Origin of the sequence: Candidatus Jettenia sp. AMX1, from assembly GCF_030263775.1 — a bacterium.
Lineage (GTDB): Bacteria > Planctomycetota > Brocadiia > Brocadiales > Brocadiaceae > Jettenia > Jettenia caeni.
Map to the genome: position 1 here is coordinate 1 of NZ_SZPP01000054.1, position 22,888 is coordinate 22,888.

17 protein-coding genes are annotated in these 22,888 nt (G+C 36.3%); all 17 read right to left on the bottom strand.

Going from position 1 to position 22,888, the window contains the following annotated elements:
- Positions 1 to 238 precede the first annotated feature (238 nt).
- The 17 genes from FBQ94_RS14685 to FBQ94_RS14765 all read right to left on the bottom strand — a co-directional run bounded on the left by FBQ94_RS14685 (position 239) and on the right by FBQ94_RS14765 (position 22,252).
- Positions 239 to 1,984 (bottom strand): DUF4962 domain-containing protein, encoded by a 1,746-nt coding sequence (locus tag FBQ94_RS14685; RefSeq protein ID WP_285442219.1) that lies wholly within the window; start codon positions 1,982 to 1,984, stop codon positions 239 to 241.
- 281 nt (positions 1,985 to 2,265) lie between these two features.
- Positions 2,266 to 3,390 carry a glycosyltransferase family 4 protein gene (locus FBQ94_RS14690; RefSeq protein WP_007220733.1) on the bottom strand — a complete coding sequence of 375 codons (1,125 nt, stop codon included), beginning with the start codon at positions 3,388 to 3,390 and terminating at the stop codon, positions 2,266 to 2,268.
- Between the two features lie 29 nt (positions 3,391 to 3,419).
- The gene (locus FBQ94_RS14695) at positions 3,420 to 4,409 is read right to left on the bottom strand and encodes a class I SAM-dependent methyltransferase (protein WP_007220732.1); all 990 of its coding nucleotides are present in this window, start codon (positions 4,407 to 4,409) and stop codon (positions 3,420 to 3,422) included.
- Between the two features lie 100 nt (positions 4,410 to 4,509).
- Complete coding sequence (locus tag FBQ94_RS14700) at positions 4,510 to 5,742, bottom strand: glycosyltransferase family 4 protein (protein ID WP_007220731.1); 1,233 nt, start codon at positions 5,740 to 5,742, stop codon at positions 4,510 to 4,512.
- Between the two features lie 260 nt (positions 5,743 to 6,002).
- Complete coding sequence (locus tag FBQ94_RS14705; RefSeq protein WP_051006141.1) at positions 6,003 to 6,944, bottom strand: glycosyltransferase family 2 protein; 942 nt, start codon at positions 6,942 to 6,944, stop codon at positions 6,003 to 6,005.
- Complete coding sequence (locus FBQ94_RS14710; protein ID WP_007220729.1) at positions 6,941 to 8,329, bottom strand: hypothetical protein; 1,389 nt, start codon at positions 8,327 to 8,329, stop codon at positions 6,941 to 6,943. The genes FBQ94_RS14705 and FBQ94_RS14710 overlap by 4 nt, the downstream gene beginning before the upstream one ends.
- A gap of 6 nt (positions 8,330 to 8,335) precedes the next feature.
- The gene (locus tag FBQ94_RS14715; RefSeq protein WP_285442220.1) at positions 8,336 to 9,751 is read right to left on the bottom strand and encodes a glycosyltransferase; all 1,416 of its coding nucleotides are present in this window, start codon (positions 9,749 to 9,751) and stop codon (positions 8,336 to 8,338) included.
- Between the two features lie 56 nt (positions 9,752 to 9,807).
- Complete coding sequence (locus FBQ94_RS14720; RefSeq protein ID WP_007220727.1) at positions 9,808 to 10,890, bottom strand: radical SAM/SPASM domain-containing protein; 1,083 nt, start codon at positions 10,888 to 10,890, stop codon at positions 9,808 to 9,810.
- Positions 10,891 to 11,347: 457 nt separating this feature from the next.
- Entirely contained in the window at positions 11,348 to 12,091 is a 744-nt protein-coding gene (locus FBQ94_RS14725) for a class I SAM-dependent methyltransferase (protein WP_007220726.1), read from the bottom strand.
- Between the two features lie 9 nt (positions 12,092 to 12,100).
- Positions 12,101 to 13,141 carry a class I SAM-dependent methyltransferase gene (locus FBQ94_RS14730; RefSeq protein ID WP_007220725.1) on the bottom strand — a complete coding sequence of 347 codons (1,041 nt, stop codon included), beginning with the start codon at positions 13,139 to 13,141 and terminating at the stop codon, positions 12,101 to 12,103.
- On the bottom strand, positions 13,131 to 14,429 hold the full coding sequence (locus FBQ94_RS14735; RefSeq protein WP_007220724.1) for a protoporphyrinogen/coproporphyrinogen oxidase: 1,299 nt from the start codon (positions 14,427 to 14,429) through the stop codon (positions 13,131 to 13,133). Before FBQ94_RS14735 ends, FBQ94_RS14730 begins: the two co-directional genes overlap by 11 nt.
- Positions 14,426 to 15,931: an oligosaccharide flippase family protein gene (locus tag FBQ94_RS14740; RefSeq protein ID WP_007220723.1), complete on the bottom strand. Its 1,506-nt coding sequence runs from the start codon at positions 15,929 to 15,931 to the stop codon at positions 14,426 to 14,428. Before FBQ94_RS14740 ends, FBQ94_RS14735 begins: the two co-directional genes overlap by 4 nt.
- Before the next feature lie 14 nt (positions 15,932 to 15,945).
- Positions 15,946 to 16,824: a class I SAM-dependent methyltransferase gene (locus FBQ94_RS14745; protein WP_007220722.1), complete on the bottom strand. Its 879-nt coding sequence runs from the start codon at positions 16,822 to 16,824 to the stop codon at positions 15,946 to 15,948.
- Positions 16,817 to 17,950, bottom strand: coding sequence for a polysaccharide deacetylase family protein (locus FBQ94_RS14750; RefSeq protein ID WP_007220721.1), 1,134 nt, complete (start codon positions 17,948 to 17,950; stop codon positions 16,817 to 16,819). The genes FBQ94_RS14745 and FBQ94_RS14750 overlap by 8 nt, the downstream gene beginning before the upstream one ends.
- Positions 17,938 to 18,927 carry a GNAT family N-acetyltransferase gene (locus tag FBQ94_RS14755; protein ID WP_007220720.1) on the bottom strand — a complete coding sequence of 330 codons (990 nt, stop codon included), beginning with the start codon at positions 18,925 to 18,927 and terminating at the stop codon, positions 17,938 to 17,940. The genes FBQ94_RS14750 and FBQ94_RS14755 overlap by 13 nt, the downstream gene beginning before the upstream one ends.
- Positions 18,928 to 19,177: 250 nt before the next feature.
- On the bottom strand, positions 19,178 to 20,476 hold the full coding sequence (locus FBQ94_RS14760; RefSeq protein ID WP_007220718.1) for a nucleotide sugar dehydrogenase: 1,299 nt from the start codon (positions 20,474 to 20,476) through the stop codon (positions 19,178 to 19,180).
- 111 nt (positions 20,477 to 20,587) lie between these two features.
- Positions 20,588 to 22,252, bottom strand: coding sequence for a polysaccharide biosynthesis tyrosine autokinase (locus FBQ94_RS14765; RefSeq protein ID WP_007220717.1), 1,665 nt, complete (start codon positions 22,250 to 22,252; stop codon positions 20,588 to 20,590).
- Between the last annotated feature and the right edge of the window lie 636 nt (positions 22,253 to 22,888).

Here is a 22,888-nt window from a genome sequence, read left to right on the forward strand (position 1 = left end):
CCCCAATTAAGCGGGAAGGACGCATGGCAAGAAAACAGTTCCTTTGCTTTTTTGTCAACAGGAACATTATTTTTTCTTGACATGCTTTTTCATAGATGACAAATAAGAGAAAGTCTATTATATTATAGGAAATTAAGTTGACAGTATACCAGTTATGGAAAAACATCCCCGTTTTGGATTTGCATAAAAGGTGGGCGAACACAAGGTTCTCCCCCTATGATTCAACAATTTCTCTATGTTATTGTGGTAGGATTAAAGTTAGAAATTCTTCCTGATTACTCTGCATATGTCTTTCTATAGTTATTTTTTCTCCAATCATTTCTACGTCGTTCGAGTGAGAAATAATATAATGGTCTGAGACATCTATGGTTGCCCCTTGAGGAGATAAAGATATAAACTTACCACGTATTGATGATTTATCTTTAAAAACACACTCATTTTCTCCGGACTTCTCAATATCGAAACTAGAATGAAATATTAGTTTTAAAACTTCCGGTTCTTCTGTTTCAATAGAATCATGAATAATAAAACCCATTGGTTTAAGCCACACGATAGTCCTGTTAAATTTCTTGAGACCTACTTCCGGAGGATAAAACTCAGCAGCGTCTGCTCTGATAACGGATACATCCTTTCTCGAATAGACTCCTCTATCGGTTAATCCCGCTGATTCGCTAAAAACTTTATTCTTTACATCCGCATCTTTAAACCACCAGTCTCCTTCTCCCAGTTGTCCAACATCATTGATTAGTAAACTATTGTGGTCTACCGTAAGTTTCAGATTGGTATACCCTGTATCTGAAATAAGAAATCCATTCTTATTCCAAATTACGAAATGATTCTGATCAGGGTGCTCATGACTGCGGTTTAGCTGATAGGTTGGATTCTGGTTTGCTATAGCATGGCCCATTCTCCCGCCCGGAACTCCTGATTTAAAGAAAAACGACACATCTAATTCTTCCTCCACAGTCATTTTATCAGAAAAAACGCCCAAATCTTCCGAAAAATACGATCGTACTGGAACAGGCATGTTTTCAAAAGAAGTGTTTTCTATTAAGCCGTATACCGTTGACATAAGGCCTGGTTTTATATATTCATATTTATCCAGGTAAAACAGATACAAATCCCTGTATTCATCTAATTGGTATTCATGGTAGAGTTTTAAGAAAAATTCGCAAGGGTTGAACCATAAATATTGAGGCGAGTCGCCTATATCGGAAAAAATCTTTAGCATGTTATCGGGATTAAGGGCATTAAAAAACTTATAATAATTTTTGAGGTACTCAGATTTGTTAAAAATATTCTCATCGAATACTTCAAGCAAAGTAAGCCCTCTTACTAACCACGTATTGCCGTAAACGGAATAATTCAAACCTTCATGGTTAGAGCCATCGACGGGCAAGAGGGAAATTATCATCTCAATCTTATTTCTTGCTAAAGTTGTCCATTCCGATGCCTCATGAGCATAGTCATCTGAAAGAGCCATGCCTGAAGCAAGTATAGCGGTATAATTTACCCAGCTATGATTTTGCCAATAAGATCCTCCCCAAAACCTATCTTGAGTTTCTCTTGCAAATTCATAGAGATATCTAACATGATCATAAATAAATACTCTTAATTTATTTTGAAATTCTTTATCAAACTTATCTCTATGCCAATCGTAAACCGTGGAAAGCCCAAATAATAAATGAGAAATCTGAAGATCATTATTATCGCCCCATTGCTGAATCTGCATCGCCTGACTACACCATCCTTTTAAATAATCCCGGTTGGACGCGGTGTTGTTTATCCAACAAAGAACCGATAAGTCTAAGATTATGTTTCCTACAAAACGTTGATCGGTATCAAACCAATCTTTAAAATAAACAGGGTTGTACCACCCCTTCAGTTCTTCATCATATCGGGTGATAAATTTTTTTGCTTCAGCAGATACACTCCTGTTAGGAAAAAGTTTGTTTCCTCCCGGAAAAGCGAAAACCTCTTTCATAAATGATCCATTTTTACCATAAAAAAAATTTAACACGCTCATTGATACTAAAAGAAAAAGGATAGGTCTGATTTTTATCGTGGATATCATTTCGTTTGCCCCCCAAATAATCTCATACCTTTTCAATCTTCAGGAAAAGGGTATGAGTGTATAAAAATAATTACGCATCTCAAATTTTTTGAGATATTGCCCGCTTAATTTAATGCATAGGGAAAACAAACTACGTAGTGGCAAAGCACGCCTTTGCCACTACACGTCGCGAAAGTCACCGAATGCCTATTTTAAGCTAATGTCATAAGGAGTTCTTCTGTCTTCATTATCGTCCGTTCTTTGCTTAACCCTTCTACAGCGCATAGTCTTGCGTTTTGGGAGAAGCGCCTAAAACACTGCGGATTTTTAATGAAATATGTAATCTTTTCCGAAATATCTTCCGGATTTTTTGGCCTTACAAGAAAGCCATTTACGCCGTCTTTAACCATCTCAGAGGTTCCTCCTACATCTGTTGCGATAACAGGCTTAGACATAGAAAGTGCCTCAATAATTGCATTAGAGAATGTCTCTACCCTATAAGATGCCATAAGGAATATATCGAAGATACTGATATATTTTTTCGGTTCTTTCTGCAAACCCAGCCAGATGACATTTCTCCAAATTCCAAGTTCATGAGCAAGAGACTGCAGGTAATTTCTTCTCTCCCCATCCCCTATAAGAATGAGTTTGATCTTTACGCCTGAGTTCAAAAGAAGTTTTAATGCCCTCAATATATATTCGTGACCTTTTTCCGGCCTGAAGCCTGCAACCGTCCCTACAAGCAACTCATCATCTTCTATCTTTAAGGAAGCCCTTAAAGCCTTCTTTTCATCCTCGGATACGTCATCCTTAAATTCATCAATATCTATACCGTTATGTATGGTGATACATTTTTCTTCAAGGAAGGGGTATTTTCTTATCCAGTATTTCCTCTGATTTTCGCAAACGGTTATAACCCTATCACAGTATTTCATTAATTGAACATAGAGAAGACGATCCAACAGTTCATCCTTTCTATTTCTATTTATTGTTGTATGTACCGAGGTTGTGAATTTTACCTTCTTTTTTGCCAATATCCTTCCAAGAAATCCATACAGAAGGGCAATCTGCAATCTGCAGTCTATAATATCTATATTTTCTCTATTAATTATTTCGGCAATCTTTTTCGAGGGAGAAAAATCAAACTTATACCGCCTGGGATAATTATAGAACTTAACTTTCTGTTTGTTCAGGCTATCCAACTGATCAAGCGGACTCTCGAAGGTAAAAAGATGGATATTGAATCTTTTTTCTGATAAACCATTTACTAAACCAATGATTTGCTTCTCAGCTCCGGCAAGTCTTAAGGATGGGATAATATAGAGAATATTCTGCATATTTACAAGCCTTTTAAATTATCGAATACCTATAATTTCTTTAACGCCAAAGACAGGCATGGTGTTAATTGTATGCCTGTAACAAATTTAAAAAATTTCATACCAAACTTTAACAATTTCCTGGAAGTTGTTAATCTTTTGGTATTTGTTAGCCGATACCAAATATCAATACTATCATGTACTCCTACCATCGCAGGTTCTAACAGTAATAGTTTTTGATCTCCGTATAAAAAATCTGTTATTTCACTTACCGTCCCTCCCCGTATCCCTTTGCGCAATAATGTTTCCCAACCATCACCAAAGATAACTCTTTTCGAGAACATCCTCGCAAAAAGCAACGCCAGCTTGTCCGGTAAGTAATTGATCAATGGCAGATGTGTTGTGTGCAATTCTATAGGAAATAACCTGTTTGGTGTCTGGTTAATAAACATAACACCTCCAGAATTTAAATGCGCCCATAATTTAGGTAGTAAATTTTTTCTCTCATGGGGAAGAAGATGTTCATATACCGCACTTAAAATTATGTAATCAAATTTTCCCAACTTATCAGGAATACTGTTGCCGTCGGGAGAAGGAATAAAACGTATATTATGAGCTTGATAATGCTCTGCCCTCAATCTGGCTGTGTATAGCAATTTTTCGTCTAATTCTATTCCGACTATCTCCGTATTCGGCAACATGCGCGATAATACTATTGAGGATGCGCCTGCACCACAACCAAAGTCTAGTATTCTTCTATTTTCAAAATCTTTCTCGCTGACATAACTCAGCAAAGTGTATTGTAATTGATGCTGAACACAACAAGGATCTTCGTCTTTCATTATTTCATCGCATAAGCATGCTGGTCCTTTACTCTGTAAAATACTTTTTATTAATTCCCAGGGATACGTGGTCTCGAATGTACTTATCGGCATAAATAATCTTTTATTATGGAGTTCAACCGATATTATATTCTTGTCTGTATTCCGTGATTGCTCAATATGGACTAATCCATCAGGATGCCTAAGAATTATTAACAATGTACTATTTCCTCAGTTGTGTAATAAAATAAATTAATTAGGTTGAGTTTTAAAAGACAAAACCCAACGACTTTGAATCTATTCTTATCTCAATTACTGTTCATGATAATTCTAAATCAAAATAATATTGAGAAAGCTTTCCATAAACCTTTTCCGTTGTATAGTGACTTTCAACAAATTTTTTACATTCGATACCCATGTGTTGTCTTTTTTCATCATTTCTTAATAATTCTATAGCTTTATGAGTTAATATATTATAGTCATCACTAATATACCCATGAACGTCATTTTCAAATGCTAAACTGTCCACCCCAATATAAGTACCAATAACTGGCACTCCACTAGCCATTACTTCAATAAGGCGGGTACGGAAACCACCTCCGATTTTCATTGGCAATATTTTTAAGTGACATGATGATAAAATGTCAGGCAAACAATTCGTGAACCCTGTCACTTCTACATACCCCAAACTTGACAACTTTTTGATAGTATCGGGAGGATTAGCCCCAACAACCTTCAACTGTGCCTTAGGGATTTCTTTTTTTATACGTGGGAAGATTTCATTCCATAATTCAAAAAAAGCATGTATATTCTGAAGTGTTCCTAAATTTCCATAAAAAAGAACCGTTGGTTTATTATTTTTGATTGTCGGGTAACTGAGGAAATCCTTTAAATCCATTCCAATTGGTATATAAAGGACCTTCTTCCTGGGAAAATTATTTTCAAAATATATAGAATCGGAACTGGAGATTGAAATGATCGTGTCACATTGATTAAGGTAATAATGCTCCAATTCTTTTATCTTTGAAAGTTCTCTTCGAATAAATCTTTGCTTACGGGAATTTTCATATATAGTTTGAAATTCTTTCTCTGTTTTTTCATGACATACATCATGAGTATCAACGGTTAAATATAATTTCTGTTTTAACTTCTTTATAAATTTTCCCATAAACCAATATTCAAATTGGATAACATCATAATCATTCCTGTTTATTATGCCATGTATCTCTCGCTGGATCTGTGGCAATGAAGGATAATAATATTGCGAAGGAATTCCAAAAAGCAAGTACACAAGCCGTCGCCCTAAACTATAAAAAACCCTGCCAATTACATTGTCTTTATTGTTCGGAATTATTATGGGATAATGTTTATGGCATATTTTCTTATAATGCGCATCGTGCATACTATAATTTTTTCTATCTTCAAGGGTTATCAAGTCCACACAATGCCGTTTGTTTAGCTCTTCTATAAGAAACTTTATCCTGACCTGATTTCCCATCACTGTGGGAAAAAGAGGGCAAGGAGAAAGAATGAGTATTTTTTTCGCATTCACAAATACACCTCTATAGATAACTTTATTATTCTATAAACATTTCACCCCTACGGGGTTATTTTCCAAAAATCAAAGTGTTACGAGTTATGGTCTATCCTGGTTTCCTGTTGAGGAATTTTAATTCCGTAGGGCAATCCTTTAGGGTTGCCCGGTAAGGCTAAAGCCCCGCCCTGCATATGATCTCTGTAACTACAGAGCAAGAGAACAATAGCCAGGAGTGTTTCTCTTTAAGGTATCTATAGCTTTTCCTTACGGTACATCTACTTGCCAAACAAGATCAGAGAAAGCACATAAGAAGCATACGATAGTTTTAATCTCCGTACCTCTGCATCCTTTCTAAATATATTTTTTATAAAGACCAATAAATAAAATACAAAGTCAATTCCTTTTATAAAGACAAAATGAACACAGCCGTAATGTTTTTTAAAAAAATAGTATTTCGTATTAAATAAGTATTTTATCGTTGCAGGAGAATATCCTTTTTCCTTCTTTGAAACTTCGGAACTTTTACCCCAGTAATGCACAATCTCCGCTCCCGGGAAAAACAGCACTTTCCATCCACTCTTATTCATGCGATAACAAATATCTGTTTCTTCAGTATACATAAAATAATTCTCATCAAGAGTTCCTACAAGCTCTAAGGTTGTCTTTCTAAGCAGCAAGGAACAACCCCGAATCCAGTCCACCTCTTTTACCTCATCATAATTCCAGTAAGTCATATAGTGACGACCAAAAATTTTGCTTTTTGGAAAAACTCTCTCAAGTTGAGAATGCTCTATGAATCTCATTGCAATTGTCGGGAAATGATGGCAACTAGGCTGAAGAGACATATCATAGTTTAAAACTTTTGGCCCACAAGCTCCTGCTTCCGGGTGTTCGTCCATAAACTGAACCAGCTTATCAATAGCTCTATCTAAAACAACGGTGTCGGGATTAAGCATAAAAATGTAGCTGCCTTGAGCCTTTTCGAAGGCCTGATTATTTGCTTTTGCAAAACCTACATTGCTCACGTTCTGTATTCGTTTTACATCAGGGTGATTCGCCTTAAGCAACTCCATGGAATTATCTACAGAATTATTGTCAACAACAATAATCTCGTATTCGCAGGACGTCTCTTTTTTTATTGAGATAATGCATTCATTTAATAAGTCAGCCACATTATAACTTACTATTACAATCGTAACATCCATACCGTATTTCAACCTCTCTGCTGATCTTTCATTGAATAATCAGATTGACTTAACAAGGCGAGCACGAGCGCCAGATAAATTATAGTAAACCTATCCACGAAGCAATCTAAAGTTGCCATTGTTGCAATTGAGAATATAAAATATCCGAGAAGGCTATAATGCACATTTTCTTTTAACCTTCCGAGACTTTGAAATGATATTTTATAAACCTTTGATAGTAACATAAGTAACCATACAACCCCAAATATACCGAAATGGAATAGGAGTTTGGTTAATCCTATATCTGCCAGATATATTCTTGTATATCTCATATCCTCAGGATTATTCTTTGTTTGAAGAACATTCCATATGCCGTTACCTATTATTGGGGACTTCACAATCTCGCTGAAATAATATTTATACCCCACGACTCTGATTCCGACATTCCCTGTATTTCCTTCTATTTCTGATTTAGTAATTTCATATAATCTGCCTAAAAACGTTGCTTCGAGCATGGGGATAACCCATATCGACAGAATAATCAATAGCGGTATTATACATGCAATCTTACTGAAGCTTATGCAACGTGAAAAGTACAGCATGAAAAGTACACTCACGGTAATGCCAATTATAACTGCCCTTGTCTGTCCTTGTATAATAACCGTAGCAATCATGTACAGAAAAATCAGGAGGTACAGTTTTTTCCTGGTCCTCAGATATTCCCCAAAGGTAACGATAGGCGCAAAATTAATGAAAAAATCTCCCACAATGAATCTTAGGTTATCTCCCCGTTCGGATATCTCACTCTCATCAATATAGAACATACCTACGCTATCAAAGAAGGCATACTTGATATTATTAAGAATGAGTAACAGGATCCCCGCTATTATGATTAACCGGAAAAGTTTTTGTGTATTAATCTCTTTTGACATAAAAACAAAATAAAACAGAATGAGATAGTAACCTTTAGCAGCCTTTATCCCGTAAATAAAAGGCTGTCCCTGATAATATGATTTGAGAATACCTACAAAAACAAGAAACAAAAAAAAGGGTATAAATAATCCGAAATGCCTCTTCGTGTAGTTACGGGCCTTTTTATCCAGAAAATATCTGGCTCCTAACAGGAGTAAAATAATAACAAAGAGTAAGTCCTGAAAAGCATCTCTGCCCAGAGCGCCACTGGGAAGAAGGTAAAACAATTCATGGTTGATGATGAATATAAGTACTATGAGAATCTCAAACTGTTTAAAATATAAAACCAGAATTACCCCTGCAAATAAAAAAGGAAACAGCAATTTATAAGAACCAAGAACAAGAATGTATCCCGCCAGCATCGATAAAACCAGGGCAAATACGATTGCAGCAGCATTCTTTATGCCCTGAGTTTTTATTTGTGTTATCTGTCCATTCTTATGCATAGTGTATTAAGTTGTTATTGAATTATTCTCAATACATTTTTTGTACAAGGCTACTAACTCCAGAGCATTATCGGTAATTGTCTTAAGTTTTGGAACCTTCCATGAAAATGATTCTATCTTTTGAGGATCTGTTAATACCTTATCCAATTTATCTGCCAGATCCTGACTATCTCCCGGCCTAAAAAGACATCCACTAACCCCGTCTTTTATAAAATCCGGAAACCCGCCTATATCAGAGGCAACAATCGGGATGCCTGCACTGTAACTCTCAAAAATAGTTTGCGGCGCTGTGTCATTACAGATAGAAGGAAGCACCATGATGTCTACCTGCTTTAATATTTCAAACAAATCAGTTGGCTGATATTTTCCCAAAAACTCTATCGGTAAATCTTCTTTTCCCTGCATTACGCTTTCTACATAGGCCTGATCATATTTGCCGAATATTTTTACTATGAAATTTTTATTTTTGATATTCTTTACTGCTTCCACTAAAACGTGCGTTCCTTTATAATGGTGCACTCCTCCGATATTCCCTATTACAATAGGCGTATGTAATGTTCTCCTGTTTAACTTCTGGTTTTCTGCAATTGATGAACCTATATGCTGGACTAAGAGCTTATCTTCATGAACACCATATCTCATAAGGGTTCTTTTTACATCAGTAGATACACACAGGTTTGTAACCGTATACGTATTCATCGCATGAATCATATAATCAAGTCTTTCCTGCAGTTTTGCCTTTATTTTCTCATAATGTGCAATACCTTTACATGGCGCAGGATCGTTACTACTTCTCTGATCAGATTTTTTGGATCTGCTGCATTTCCTTAGTATGCCAAGGAGCGATTTAGCCAATGTAAACAATTGTTTGCTGGTATTTTCTAGTCGTACGGTATGCTTTAATCTTTTTATATCGACATACCCTGTGCATTGAGCACATTTGTCTGCATCAGAGGGTCCTTTGCAGGGCATTCCATGATGGTCAATCATTACTCTTTTCTGGCATAAGAAACCGTATACATGAATAGTAGTGAAGACCCTCAATCCATGATTTGAAGCAATCTCAATAAGTGATGCCGGAAGCCCACAGCGGCTATGAACGTGTACTACATCAGGTTTTATTTTTTCCATGTATTTTATAAACAATTTTTCTGTTTGATGAGCGTGTATATCAAGCAAGGGATTACCGTAATTATATGTCCAGTTTGGAGAGTTCATCAGTTCTGCGCACTCAAAGGAAAAATCTCTTCTATGAATCCTGAGATATGGCCTGAAGAGATAGTTATACCTTCTATTCCATGCACCGGAATAGAAATAAAAAACCTTATGTCCCATTTCAACAAATTTTAAGGCAAGAGGACGAGTATAATTTACAACCCCGCCTATATCATGAGGGTCATTACCTACCATGAGAATTCTCATATCTTTTATACCTATAGCCAAAAAACCATTTTCTCTGATCTCAGCATTTCAGATCCTTATTCAGCATCTTGTTTTATTAATGTGCACATATCGCACAAAATTTCACTATCAGGCTTCTTCTTATGAAAAAAACTTCTTGAAGCACGAATCTTCTCGCAATTCCAGAGATCTCTTAATTCCTGTGCTGTCGTAAATTTTCCAAAATCATATCGGGAGTCACGATTAACACAACACGGGCTTAATGAACCTGTGGCTTCAATTGTTGCCGTCGTCCAAAGAAAATCACAACTATTCTTACGAGCTTCTAAAGGATGATATTTCTTGTTTACCGGTATCCAATCTTCATGATAAATATATGCATTGGAAATTTTGACAATGTCAGCGCCATGCGAACGGGCAAATGTGTTAACAAAAGGAATTTCATGTTCATTATGTTTAAAAACTAAGAATTGCCAGATTAATTCTGGCTTTTTAAGACTATATTTTCTCTTATAGGCAGCGATTTTTTGCACGTTTTCCATGACCAATTCAAAATCTCCACCACGGCGGTATTTTCGATAGGTTTCTGAACAAATACCATCGATGCTAAGAATAAGAGAATCCGGATAACATTCACAGATCTTTTGTGCAAGGTCAGGGTCTTTGATATTCAAATTTGTGCTCAAACAAACCTCTATATTGAACTCTTTAGCCATGAATACCATTTCAAAAATATTTTTATTAAGAAAAGGTTCTCCCCAGTCAAAGAGAGACAGAGAAAAAAGAGTTTCTCCAAATGCTTCAAGCACTAAAGCATATTTTTCCAAATCAAGGAAACGGCGTTCTCTCTTGAGTACGCTTGGAAATTTTGGGCTTGAGAAAGAGTATTCACCATTATTCGTAGGGCAAAATGGACATTTAAGATTACAAATATTTCCTGTGTCAACAAATGCTAAATAGGGCAAAGATCTGACAAAAATCTTATTGGCCATATAATCTTGTTGTGCAAGAATAAAATTCCGTTCCCGAACGTGTGTGGTGAAAGGTTTATAATGCCTAAGATGACTTCTGAGTTTTAACATTGCCATTACAGGTATGGGAAGCTGACTTTCAAGAAATTCTTTTGTCGTGCTTTTCCACATATTTATTACTTTCTTCATATTCCTTCCTTTCGCTTTCCATATGAACGGGCAAGAATCTTACCTGTAATAGCCCCAGAGATACTCACACATTGAATAGCGATTCTCCTACTCCTCTCTCTTCATTATGCCCTCTCACAACATTAAGGTACATCCCATGTTTAATGGGCATTTATATCAAGCAAAGGAGCACCATAGTTATAAACTATGCCTTTAGCGACGTGTAGTGGCAAGGCGCGCCTTGCCACTCCATGATTAGTTTGAAATTCCTATACATCCAGTTAGGAGGATTCATCGGTTCTGCACATTTAAAAGGAAAATCTCTTCTGTTAATTCTAAGATAAGGTATTAAAATCAGTTATATTTTCTCTTTGCCGTACCACCAAAATATAAATAGGATACGCAATATCCCAGTCTAGTAAATTTTATTGCCAAGGGACGAGTATAGTTTATTACTCCACCAATATCGTAAGAATTGTTACGTACCATGCGAATTCTCATGTCTTTTTGTTGCTATAACTAAAAGGCCGGCTTCTATGGTCCTGGTGTCTAATATCCTTATGGAATCAAGGATCAAAAACAGAGATATACATGGTGAAAATCCGAGAATAAGCATCTTAAAGAATAGTGAAGATCTCCATGGAAAGATTACTTTTGAGAACTTATCAGCAATATACCAAAGGTAAAGAGCTGTGACTGAATAAATTGTTCCTACTCTTGTAATCTTATCAATATCAAACCCCGACTTCCCTAAGAGCAAATTAAAAAAATTATCTTTAAATCCGGTATAATAATGATAGGGGGAAAAATGCAAAAGAGATGTACCTGGTACTGTTATAATAACCTTGCCGCCGGGTTTTAATATTCGCTTCATTTCTTGAATACCTTCAAGAGGATTTTCTATATGCTCCAACACTTCAGAGCATAATATATTATCATACCTCCCGTCAGGTACAGGTATTTGCTTGATATCGCATACTATATCTATTCCTTTTACGTCAAATGTATTAGTCTGTAGTCCTCTGCCATCTCCTTTTCCCTCGTATTGACAGAAGTCTTGACTCGTATAGTTAAGATGCCCGCAATATTTCTTGAATGGCATTTCCCCTGCACCCATATCCAAAATGCTTTCACCAGCACGTCTCGATTTTAAAAAATCAATTACGAGCTTAGATTTTACTTTTGCGTGATAATAATCAGCATTTAAAAATTTAATTACCATATAAATCCTTTAATTTCTCTGAAGAATTAAGCAAAATTGTGCTCCATCCAGTGGATATTCCTTCTCAAGAGCCTTCTCTTTATGTCTCCATGGAGTCGATAGAGCCATTGAAGAAAAAGCCAGATGTTGATAGGTAAAAGAAAGTAAGAGTTCCATATCCTTAAAATAGTTTTCTATCAAACCTTCAATGTTTAAGAACCCTTCATTGTAGTCTTTTCCGATAGTAATTCCGCGCCAGCACAAAGGCACACTGTAATCTATTATTGCATCGATCAGACCAGGAGAAAGGCTATTTTTGATAGCACCAGATTTTCTGAGTTCCTGATTTATTAAATCATAGTTAGATGGAGTCTGATATGTGTCTTTCCTTGCAAGTCTATTAATTTTTTTTATATAGAAGATAGGGTCCAAATAAAAGGCCCTTCGGTTCATTCTTGCCTTTTCTTCTTGAATCTTATCAAAAAGGCTCACGAGCTTATTATTTTCCCAGAAGCGGCTGTTAGGTTCATGGCAAAGGATAAGAAAATCACCTGTATTAAGAGCATTTTTGATAACAGTCAAAAAATCTTCCCACCAAACGATATGATGGAGTACTGAATTGAGCGTAATTATCCTTTTCCCCTCTATTTTTTTCAGAACGTCAAAAACTGCTTCTTTTTTTAAAATGTCAATGGATTGAAAAGATAACCGTGATTCTCTGAATTTTTTTGTTGCTACTTTTCTCATACTAGCAGAAGGTTCGAGACCGATGTAGTTTTTAAAGGATAAACATTTCTCAAGAAATCGCCCTGCAACAAACCCGGTTCCGGAGCCAATGTCCACGATAGTATATTCTTGTAAATCTGTCATTTTTACCTTTAAAAGGTCTATAATCTTGTCCCATGCTATAATTGCATCATAAGCGATGTCGGGATGTGTAGAGTCGTATTCATATGCGTTGTAATTATAGTAACCATCATTCACTGCTTTTACAAAGGCCACAACAGGCACATGAGAATACTCATGCGCAATAAAATCTATTCTTTTGCTTTTTAACGACCTAACTTTCACCAATCGACTCCTTTCCCTGATGCATGGCCTCTTCCATGCCTGAATATTCCCAATTACCGTATCTGCCAATACTATAAATGTTAACACTATTCAGGTAATCCATGATTATTTTCTTGCTCTCTGAATAATACCTGTCGTAAATAACATATGCGCATTCAATATCCATTATCTCCTTCACAAGAATATCCTTCCTGTGAGGAACAAAACCAATCTCTACGATTTCATCCAGGGCATTTTCTACTGTTTTTTCTTTATCTATATTCCAGTCTTTCTGGTAAGCTATCTCTATATAGTAGGATGTTGTACCAGGCGGCGCCATATACTCTGAAAAATTGGAATAGACCCCGATTCTGTATACTGTGTATTTCTTCTCAGGGAGATAAATCCAGTGTTTATCGGTAAGACCTTCACCTTTTACTCCCAGGTTTATAATAAGGACTGAATTATGCTTGAGTTTCTGGGCAGCATCTTTTACTTCCTGTGGAATATCACCGTCTAATCTCTCTACGAGTTTTTTAAGAGGCATGGTAGAAATAAGCTTTTCATATGCCGTAGTTTTACCTGAGTCAAATTCGATAATCTTTTTTTTATGAAAAATCCTCTCAACCTTTTCCTGCAGCCTTATATTTCTTACTTTATCAGCAAGCGCGTCACAAAGAGCCTGTATTCCACCTTTCTTCGGATACCAGAAAGTTGCATTATAACCAAAACCCTTCTTCTGATCAGAGAATGTACCATGAAAGACATCTTCAAGGGTAGGCTTAGGTACGTATTCTGACATCCATCCGCAGGTGAGTTCCCCGGGGGGAATTGTCCAAAGTTTTTCATTATAGGGGAACATAAAATATTTTCCTATCCCCTTGCCGAGCTTTCCCACGATCCATTCATGGAATGTTTTGTATGCTTCTGTTGGTAAATCTTCATTCTCATAATATGCTCTGACAAATTCCATGAGACATTCTTTTACCACATCCGGAGGAAGGCCATAGAGGTTTGCCTGAAAGGGATAACGGGTAAATACCTTATGTGAGTAAATGAAGGAATTTCTCTGTATGACGTTGAGATTATGGCCAAGAAGGCTTTTAATCAACGATTGAGAGTAAGGATCTTTCAGGTGGAGGAGATGTCCTGAATAATCAAAGGAAAAGCGCTCTTTCTTACGGGTTCGGCATAGACCTCCCACACCGTCATCCTTCTCATAAATTTCATAATCTATTTTTTTCTTTTGGGCATAATAGCCTGCACTCAAACCAGCAAGCCCAGCCCCAATGATCACTGTTTTCCTCATGCTATTACTCTTTTTATATTAAATTCTTTAAGAAATAAAAACAGATATTCTCTCTCTTTTTTTTCCAGAACCTTAAAATAAACAATGGCTCCGATTACGATAATCACCAGAATACTCGCAAGAATACTTTGGTACATTTCAAAATATTCCCGTGCAGAAAAGATTCCACCCCATGCAAAGACAAAAAGACCTATTATGTAAAACAGATGTTTATTAAGGAATGCAAAATCCGCAAGTTTATAACTCATATAGGACATAACGAGAACGACTGTTAAATATGAAACAGCAGTACTGATAGCAGCTCCAAATATCCCGGTAGAAGGAATAATCAAAAAATTAAGGATGGTATTCACCAGGCCTCCGATTAAATGGGCAAAGAATATTGTTCTGGTATTCTTATTAGAATAAAGAGGAGCGGTAAGCAGGGTTATTAACACTTGCATTGCAAAGGAAAATGCAAGTATTCCCATAATTACATAGGCATCGTAATATTCCTCCCGCCTTATAAGGAGGTGTATTATCATTTTAGAATTAAGCTCAAAGAGAAGAACTATCATCAGGAGTATTGTTAAAAATAGGGTAAATAACAATCGAAATGCCTGAGTAAATTTTTCCCTGTTTTCAACCCAAAGCCTGGCAGAAACGGGCACCCAGAAAAAATTCAAGGCATACGTAATAGTTAAAATAACATTGGTAATGCCATAAATTACGGAATACTTACCCACTATCCCCTCGCCTTTATAGTATGCAAGAAAATAAGAATCCGATGACTGGATTATCCAGGAAAAGAAAAAAACAGGAAGTAAAGGAATAGAGAGTTTTAAAAAAGCCCGGAGGTAAGACGTATCGATAGTAAAAGCATAAGACATGTTCTTTGTAACGATCCGCAAAAGCAAAAAAGAAGAAACGAGAAACGCAATAACATTGGCAATAACCATTCCTTTATAGGAATATCCCAAATAGACAAAGAATATTGACATAACCGTAGCGCTTGAATCTCTTACAAAAGCGTTCTTTACAACAAGACCCGTCTTCTGGTATGTACTGAGTAAAAATGAAGACATCTGATAAAAAATATTTGCATACAGCAAAAGAGCCGCCCAAAAAGCATATTTATAGAGATCAGGCCTTAAGAAATATATCAGCAGACTGGCAATCAGGGTAACAAGTATTGCAGAAATACCTATAGTGTTTACAATGGTTAAATACATGGTGCGAATTTTTTCAACAGCTCTTTCACGCGAAAAATATATTGCAGACCCATCGGGTAAATTCAGATTAACGAAAGGAGCAAAAACAGACGATGTTACCACAATGAGATTCAATACCCCCATTTCAGAGGGAAGCATAAGATACGTAAGAATAGGGGCTGTAATAAAACCTTTAAGCCTGAAAATAATCTGAATCAAAAAACTATTTATTGAACTTTTAAAGATTGTTCGCCTGTCAACGGTAAAACTAAAAATAGTATCGTTGCTTTTTGTTTTATTATCGTTATTCATTATCGGTTTTATTTTTAATTGTTAATATTACATAAATAATAAAGATACATTTCTGTATTATTTTCTAAAGCAAAGAAATCCTTTATTTCCTCGCCGTTTTCCGAAGAAAAAACCCGTATATTATTAAATCCGGATTCGTATAATTGCCTTATTTGTTCATGAGGTTTAATGTAAAATAAATTCAGTCCAAACATATGCGCACCATCATTAATAACCGCATATTTCTCATCTCCTTTAATATTTTTATTGATAGACCTCAATAAAAAGCTTTTAAATATATTTTGTGTTGTTTTAATTAAATTTGCTGAATAATGAATCATAAAAAGCTTATGGATAAACTGTATATTATGTGTTGAAAAGCAAAAAAGGGCATTATGTTTACCTATGCGTTTGATTTGCTCAAATGCTATTAATCTATCATTATAAGAAATACAATCTATACCATTGAAACTAAACAATATAAAATCAAAGTATTTATCGTCAAATACTTCCATAGACCTTACATCACATCTCAAAAAATTCATCCTGGATGTTTCAGGAAATCTCGTTTTACAGGCATTCACCATATTCATTGAATAATCAATGCCTATATACTCTTTTACTAAATCTGCAAAGTGGAGGGTTGTACGACCCGTGCCAACACCAATATCAAGCATCCTCATATTCCTTAAATCATTCTTCAAAATATCCAATACCGTTTTCTCCGGGGTTGTTAAATCATTGGTGTAACCGTAACTTTTTACTATAAAATATGATTCAAAAGTATTCTTATTGGATATCGACTTATTGTTAGCGAGATTTACTACGGCTTTACAATAAAGAACTACTTTAGAAGTTATTTTATATATTTTGTAAAATATATAATTCTGTAATTTTCTTAAAAATCTAACCATATAACTCTCCAAATTTTTTAATTTTAATTTTGTTTAAAGACATTAATCTGCTTAACTTTTTCAACCATTGCTCTAACTCTTTCCAACCATCATTCTCAATCCATTGATAACAATGTGTATAATAGTTAAAGTTTTGCCTGGTTAATTGCTGAATCTGTAAATTACATCTGTCCATAGTACTTGGCGAGAATACTTGTGTAGTATGTATGTAGCAAAATTCTTTAAAATTGATAGCGCCATATGATGGACAAATAACACCTATTTTGCCTCTGAAATTACGAAAACCCCCCTCTTCAACGAGTAAATCAAAATAACCACACTGATTATAAGGAAACACAAAACTATCGAGCTTAAGTCCCCACTCCGATCGTATTTTTTTTGCCATCAGGATATCCTTTTTAACCGTGTCTTCTGAGCATTGCTGATATAAGAAATGCCCAAAAGAATGGTACCCTATTTCAAAAAGAGACTCTTTCGCTAAAGCCTTTATTGTTTCAGGCATGTACCATTCGGAATTATTTTTATAATTCGTTGCAGGATCATGCATAAACCAGTGGCCACCCCAATCATCTTCAATAATGTTATGATTACCATTACACTCTCTAAGGAAGAGGTGTCCGCATATAGCCCACGTCACAGGTATTTCATATTTCCTAAATAGCTGAGAGAGTTTTTCTACGGCTTTTCTGCTATCCCAAAACTTTCGGTAATGGCCCCACCTTTCTTTTGATGCATGTGAAAGAGCGACACCAGCCTCAAAATCTACTGAAATAGTTATGCACTTTTCGTCTATTTCTTCACCCTCATAGCTCTTTTGAGGGGTTATAATCGAGTGCTTCCGGCAGGAGATATTCCCTGTCATTACATCCTTTTCGATGAGCACAAATTTTTCAGGCGCTATATGAATAGATTGTATCGTTGTGTTTTTGCCTATTTCTAAATAGCGGGGCGTCAGGGTAGTAATCTTTCCTTCAATATTGACTCCGATGCCTACTTCGGCAAAATCCGAAAGTCGTTTGAGTTTCTTTTTGGAAGAAGGCATGTTGAAATAAAGACTATAAGAGTCAAAGAAAGGAGATGTTTCTTTGAGGAGTTTATTAATAATACGTTTCTTTAGTTTGCCCATCGTCTTTTAATCACCTTTTTCATTTCAGTACAGGTACTTCTTAGATTCCCGAAGTACGACAAATCTAATTCGTACAATTCATGGAATACAGGATCAGCACCCAATCGTTTTTTAAAATCTCCCTGCGAGTTATCCAATGGAGACGTCCCTAAATCTATTACGCTAAAATGTCTCTCAAAGCCGTACCGAATAATTTCAGCATACAGAAAAGCATCTGTTTTATAATCTCTAAAATCACCGCCGCCCTGAAGCAACCAAACCCAAAGCCGTCCCATAAATTCATACGTAAGTGCAGACCCGATATCCTTTCCATGTACCATCGCAATCCAGTAACGGGTATTCTGGTTAAGGGATTGACTTAATTTCAACATAAAGGTTTTTTCTAACATTTGGGCATTATTTCTTTGCACCATTTCCTGATAAAAAGGATAGAACCTCTCTAACGCTTCCCGGGAAGGATAGAGGGTTTCCACCGTTACCCCTTTTCGCCACGCAGCCTTCATGTCGCTCTTTCTTCCACTGGAAACACACTTGTTCAGGTAATAATCGAAAGAGCTCATGGCACATATCTCTATATTAAAAAAACAGATTTTTCTTATGAGTTTAAATCTTCCATTTAATAAGATATTGGAATAAAGAAAACCCGGAGGAATTTGTAACGAGATTTTTTTATAATTTTCTTTTTTTGCATAAGAAATAAGTGCTTCTATCATTTCAACAGGATCTGCATTTTTATTAATAAAGCCTGGGGCAAGAAATACGGAACTCGTAATCTCTTTTTTATCCCTGTCTATAAAACACGGGCAAACATATTCAATATCGCCATCTTCTGTAATCTTTGCAAGAGGCAAAGGCTCTATGTGTAAAAAGCACGAACCGATAGATTCGAGCCAACCATATTTATACGAGATATACGGATAATAAGAACTTTCTACAGCTTCATCCCACTTGACAGGATTATTAAATACAGAAACCAATACTACCTCCCGTTATTAAAAACAAGAGCTTTTCATAAGTTCAAAAAACTCCCTACCCATACCTGGTACACTGTCAGGATAATTTACCACAATAGGCTTTAGAGTATTTGCCATTGCGAGGGGTTTTTTCCCGAAGCAATCTCTTTTGAAATGTCCAGGGGATTGCTTCGGACAATACCCTCGCAATGACACAGCCTCATGCAGTTGAACCGATACAAACCGTATTATCATGAATTCTATTGATAGTGCACTAGAGTCGCACGATACATTTCTTTTTAACACCCTTCAAGGCATTCCGGGTATCAACGATCAGTTTAGAGTTGGACACAATTAAGCCATAATCAAAGCTACTATGGTCTGTCACGATAACAGAGCAATCCGCTTTAGATAAGATCTCCTGAGAAAGCGGTTCTGATTTAATACTCAACTTGTGGCAATTAACTTCCGGGATATGAGGATCTGTATACGATATCTTTGCGCCTTTCGATTTTAAGATACTCATAATCTCAAGTGCAGGCGATTCCCGGACATCATCGACATCCTTCTTATACGCAACGCCCAGAATATGAATGTTTGAGCCTTTTACGCTTTTTTCAGCATTGTTCAGCACATCGATGATCTTTTCCACAACAAATTCAGGCATAGCGCTATTAATCTGATCTGCAAGGGCAATAAAGCGTAACTCAAATCCATTTTTTTTAGCAACCCAGGAAAGATAGAGCGGGTCGATGGGAATGCAATGTCCTCCCAGACCGGGCCCAGGATAAAATGACATAAAACCAAAGGGTTTTGTCTTTGCAGCATCTATAACTTCCCACACATCAATGCCCAGCCTTTCTGCCACGATGGCAATCTCATTCACTAAGGCAATATTGATACTACGGAATGTATTCTCCAGCAGTTTTACCATCTCAGCTACTTTTGGAGATGAAACAGGTATAATCGTATCAATAATCTGATTGTATAAACAGCATGCCAGTTCTGTGCATTGTTGAGTTACACCTCCTACTACTTTCGGCACATTCTTAACTGAATACCGCTTATTTCCCGGATCAATACGTTCCGGAGAAAAGGCAAGATAAAAATCTTTCCCCACCTTTAACCCGCTCTCCTCTAATATCGGTTGCATCAATTCCTCAGTAGTTCCCGGATAGGTGGTGCTTTCTAAAATAAAAATTTGTTCATTATGCATATACTTCTTAATCTCTTGGCCCACATTGATGATGTAAGACATATCAGGGTCCTTCGTCTTAGTCAGCGGCGTTGGCACACAGATGCTTATGGCATCGAGAGCTGATAAGACGCCGGCGTCATCAGTTACGCGAAAGAGACCCTTTTGAATAAACCCTGAGATATCTTCGTCCTTTATATCTATCACATACGATCTGCCTCTGGTAAGAGATTCAACACGTTCCCTATTTTTGTCAATACCTGTTACACAATACCCGCTTCTTAAAAATTCAAGAGCTAGTGGTAATCCAACATAACCAAGACCTACGATACCTACCTTAGCATGCTTTGTTTTTATTTTTTTCAGCAATTCACTCATGTATTAACCTTATTCACCTTAACAAAAATCAATATAACCACATTCATGCCTGCTACACGTTTGAATAATGAACAGGTACATCCCCTTTATCCTTCACCTTTTCTGGTCTTATTAAATCCTCTTATAGATTATTTTTGGAATCACAAATGTACGATTGTTCAAAATAACGCCAATCATATTGGATTTCCCTTCCTCGAAGGGGGCAATCAACGTCTTCACAGCATGGCATCGGGTTTTACCCTCATTCACAACAAGGACAACTCCATCTAAATATGAAGAAAGTACGTAAGCATCCTGAAAATCTTTTAAGTCTGCGTAGTCAACAAATACGAATTCGTACCTTTCTTTTGCAGCCCTGATTACATTAATCATAGAAGTAGAATCTAAAAGTAATGTCGAGTCGAGAGAGGTTTTACCAGCAGGCAATACGGATAAGTTATGACCTAAGTTATGAACCGCTTCTTCAAATGAAATTTCGCCTTCCAGTACATTCGAAAGACCTGGATTTTCCGGGATATTAAAAATTTTATGTATTGCCGGGGATTTTAAATTAGTATCAATAATAATTGCCTTACGACCTGCTTTTTTTGATAAATAATGGCAAAGATTGGCAGTAATGCCTGTAGATCCTTCTAAGGGCGAAGCAGCAGTTATCATAATGGATTTTAATTTTTTGTTTTTCATTGAGAAATATATCTGGTCTGCAAGATGTTTATAGAACTGGGTATAAGGATTTATCTGGTTTATATCTTTAATTAAGGTCGTTCCATTTAACCTTCCCTTCGGGATTGATCCTAAAAATGGCAAGTTGAGAAATAACTCTACATCTTGCGATGACTTAAATGTATGGTCAATATAGTCCAGTCCAAAGGCAAACATAATACCTAAAAATATGCCCATAAAGGATGCCAGAGCAAGAGTAAGATGTTTATTAATTCCTATTGGTACAAACGGTTTTTTTGCTTGCTCAACTATCTTAATTGTCGCCGGACCGATTGATTCAATGTAAGAAAGTGACACGCCGCTAAGATTATCATTCATCTTGTCGATATTGTCCTTCAATTGTAATACAAGCTGATGTTTATCTTCATACTGAAGTTGAAGTTCTGCCAGTTGCTGTTCAAGATCACAAATAATATATGAACGACTTACCGCGTTGGCAATCATCGCCGCTTCGTCCGGGCTAAAGTCATTAACGGTTATTGTAAATAAATCAGTGTCTCTTATAGGCTCAACATTTACAGCCCTTCTTAGATTTTCTGTTGCTATCCATAAACGATATTCTTGCTTTCTTTTCTGTTCCTGTTCTTGTTCAGATACCATATCCTGTGGTTCTTGCTGTATTTCTGATTCTTTAGGTTCTGAATTTACCGGCCATATCGTTTTTAGATTTGCCAGCCATTTAGTTTTAAGATCTGTTAACTGCGCTTTTAGTGGGGTATAGAAATTCTTTTCATAATCGAATGGGCGCTCCTGGAGTTTAAGTGCCTTGACGGCGCGTTCTAATACATGAGTAGAAGTTACAATCTCAGCTTGAGTAAGGGCTATTTTGGTATCCTTATAAGCGCTACTCAAATCCTTGTAATAAGGTGAATCTATCTGCTTCTGTGCGGAAATGAGCATCTTAACATGCGCCTCATAAACCGGGGTTTTAAGTTCAAGCCCGATATACGTAGTCACCGTGATAGCAATGAGTGTAATGATAATAACGATCTTGTGTCTGAATAAAATTCTCAGGTAATCTCGTGGAGTGCTTCTGGAAGAGTTTAAATTCATCTATAGTAATATTCTCAACATTTTAATTTATTGAAAAGTACGCTTAATAAAGTTCTTCTCGTAGATTACAAACAGCATGCCTGCAAAAGAAGTTATGTGTATAAAAATTTTTTATCAGACTAAAGCGGACATATAACTATATAAATAACTAGCCGTTACACACACTTCGATATTCATAATTTTATTTTTATTGGTAAAGCATGATCCTGTTCTCTGTATGCATATAGATACAAAATTTATTAATACTATAGCTAAGTAGTTATGCTGCATATAGATATATTTATGGCTTGTATATTGGCAAAAACATACTCTGTGTAGACAAATGCATACACAGAAGGCACGAAGTGCATGAAGCAAGGAAGAGTTCCGCATCTCAATAAAAATTAGGGTATACTAATTTTAGAGAGCTAAAGAATTTTGTTGATACTGCCAAAGGCAGTTTAATTTAATGCTTAGGAAATTCAAACAAAGAGTTCTTCCCCCTTGGTGGGGGAGGTTAGGTGGGGGTGAAGGAAAAGGACAACCACCCTCCCCTAACCCCTCCCTTGAGAGACTGTGTCATAATTACCCAGAAAGGGTTGGATTCGTTCTTTAATCAGAGAGAAAAATACTCTCGGTGAAACATGATCTGCATAT

What these genes read in the sequence shown, in the direction of transcription:
- FBQ94_RS14720 (WP_007220727.1), bottom strand. Translation starts at nt 10,890, where the DNA reads ATGAAGAAAGTAATAAATATGTGGAAAAGCACGACAAAAGAATTTCTT.
- FBQ94_RS14710 (WP_007220729.1), bottom strand. Translation starts at nt 8,329, where the DNA reads ATGCATAAGAATGGACAGATAACACAAATAAAAACTCAGGGCATAAAG.
- FBQ94_RS14765 (WP_007220717.1), bottom strand. Translation starts at nt 22,252, where the DNA reads ATGAATTTAAACTCTTCCAGAAGCACTCCACGAGATTACCTGAGAATT.
- FBQ94_RS14745 (WP_007220722.1), bottom strand. Translation starts at nt 16,824, where the DNA reads ATGGTTAGATTTTTAAGAAAATTACAGAATTATATATTTTACAAAATA.
- FBQ94_RS14750 (WP_007220721.1), bottom strand. Translation starts at nt 17,950, where the DNA reads ATGGGCAAACTAAAGAAACGTATTATTAATAAACTCCTCAAAGAAACA.
- FBQ94_RS14690 (WP_007220733.1), bottom strand. Translation starts at nt 3,390, where the DNA reads ATGCAGAATATTCTCTATATTATCCCATCCTTAAGACTTGCCGGAGCT.
- FBQ94_RS14740 (WP_007220723.1), bottom strand. Translation starts at nt 15,931, where the DNA reads ATGAATAACGATAATAAAACAAAAAGCAACGATACTATTTTTAGTTTT.
- FBQ94_RS14685 (WP_285442219.1), bottom strand. Translation starts at nt 1,984, where the DNA reads ATGAAAGAGGTTTTCGCTTTTCCGGGAGGAAACAAACTTTTTCCTAAC.
- FBQ94_RS14725 (WP_007220726.1), bottom strand. Translation starts at nt 12,091, where the DNA reads ATGGTAATTAAATTTTTAAATGCTGATTATTATCACGCAAAAGTAAAA.
- FBQ94_RS14715 (WP_285442220.1), bottom strand. Translation starts at nt 9,751, where the DNA reads ATGAGAATTCTCATGGTAGGTAATGACCCTCATGATATAGGCGGGGTT.
- FBQ94_RS14735 (WP_007220724.1), bottom strand. Translation starts at nt 14,429, where the DNA reads ATGAGGAAAACAGTGATCATTGGGGCTGGGCTTGCTGGTTTGAGTGCA.
- FBQ94_RS14760 (WP_007220718.1), bottom strand. Translation starts at nt 20,476, where the DNA reads ATGAGTGAATTGCTGAAAAAAATAAAAACAAAGCATGCTAAGGTAGGT.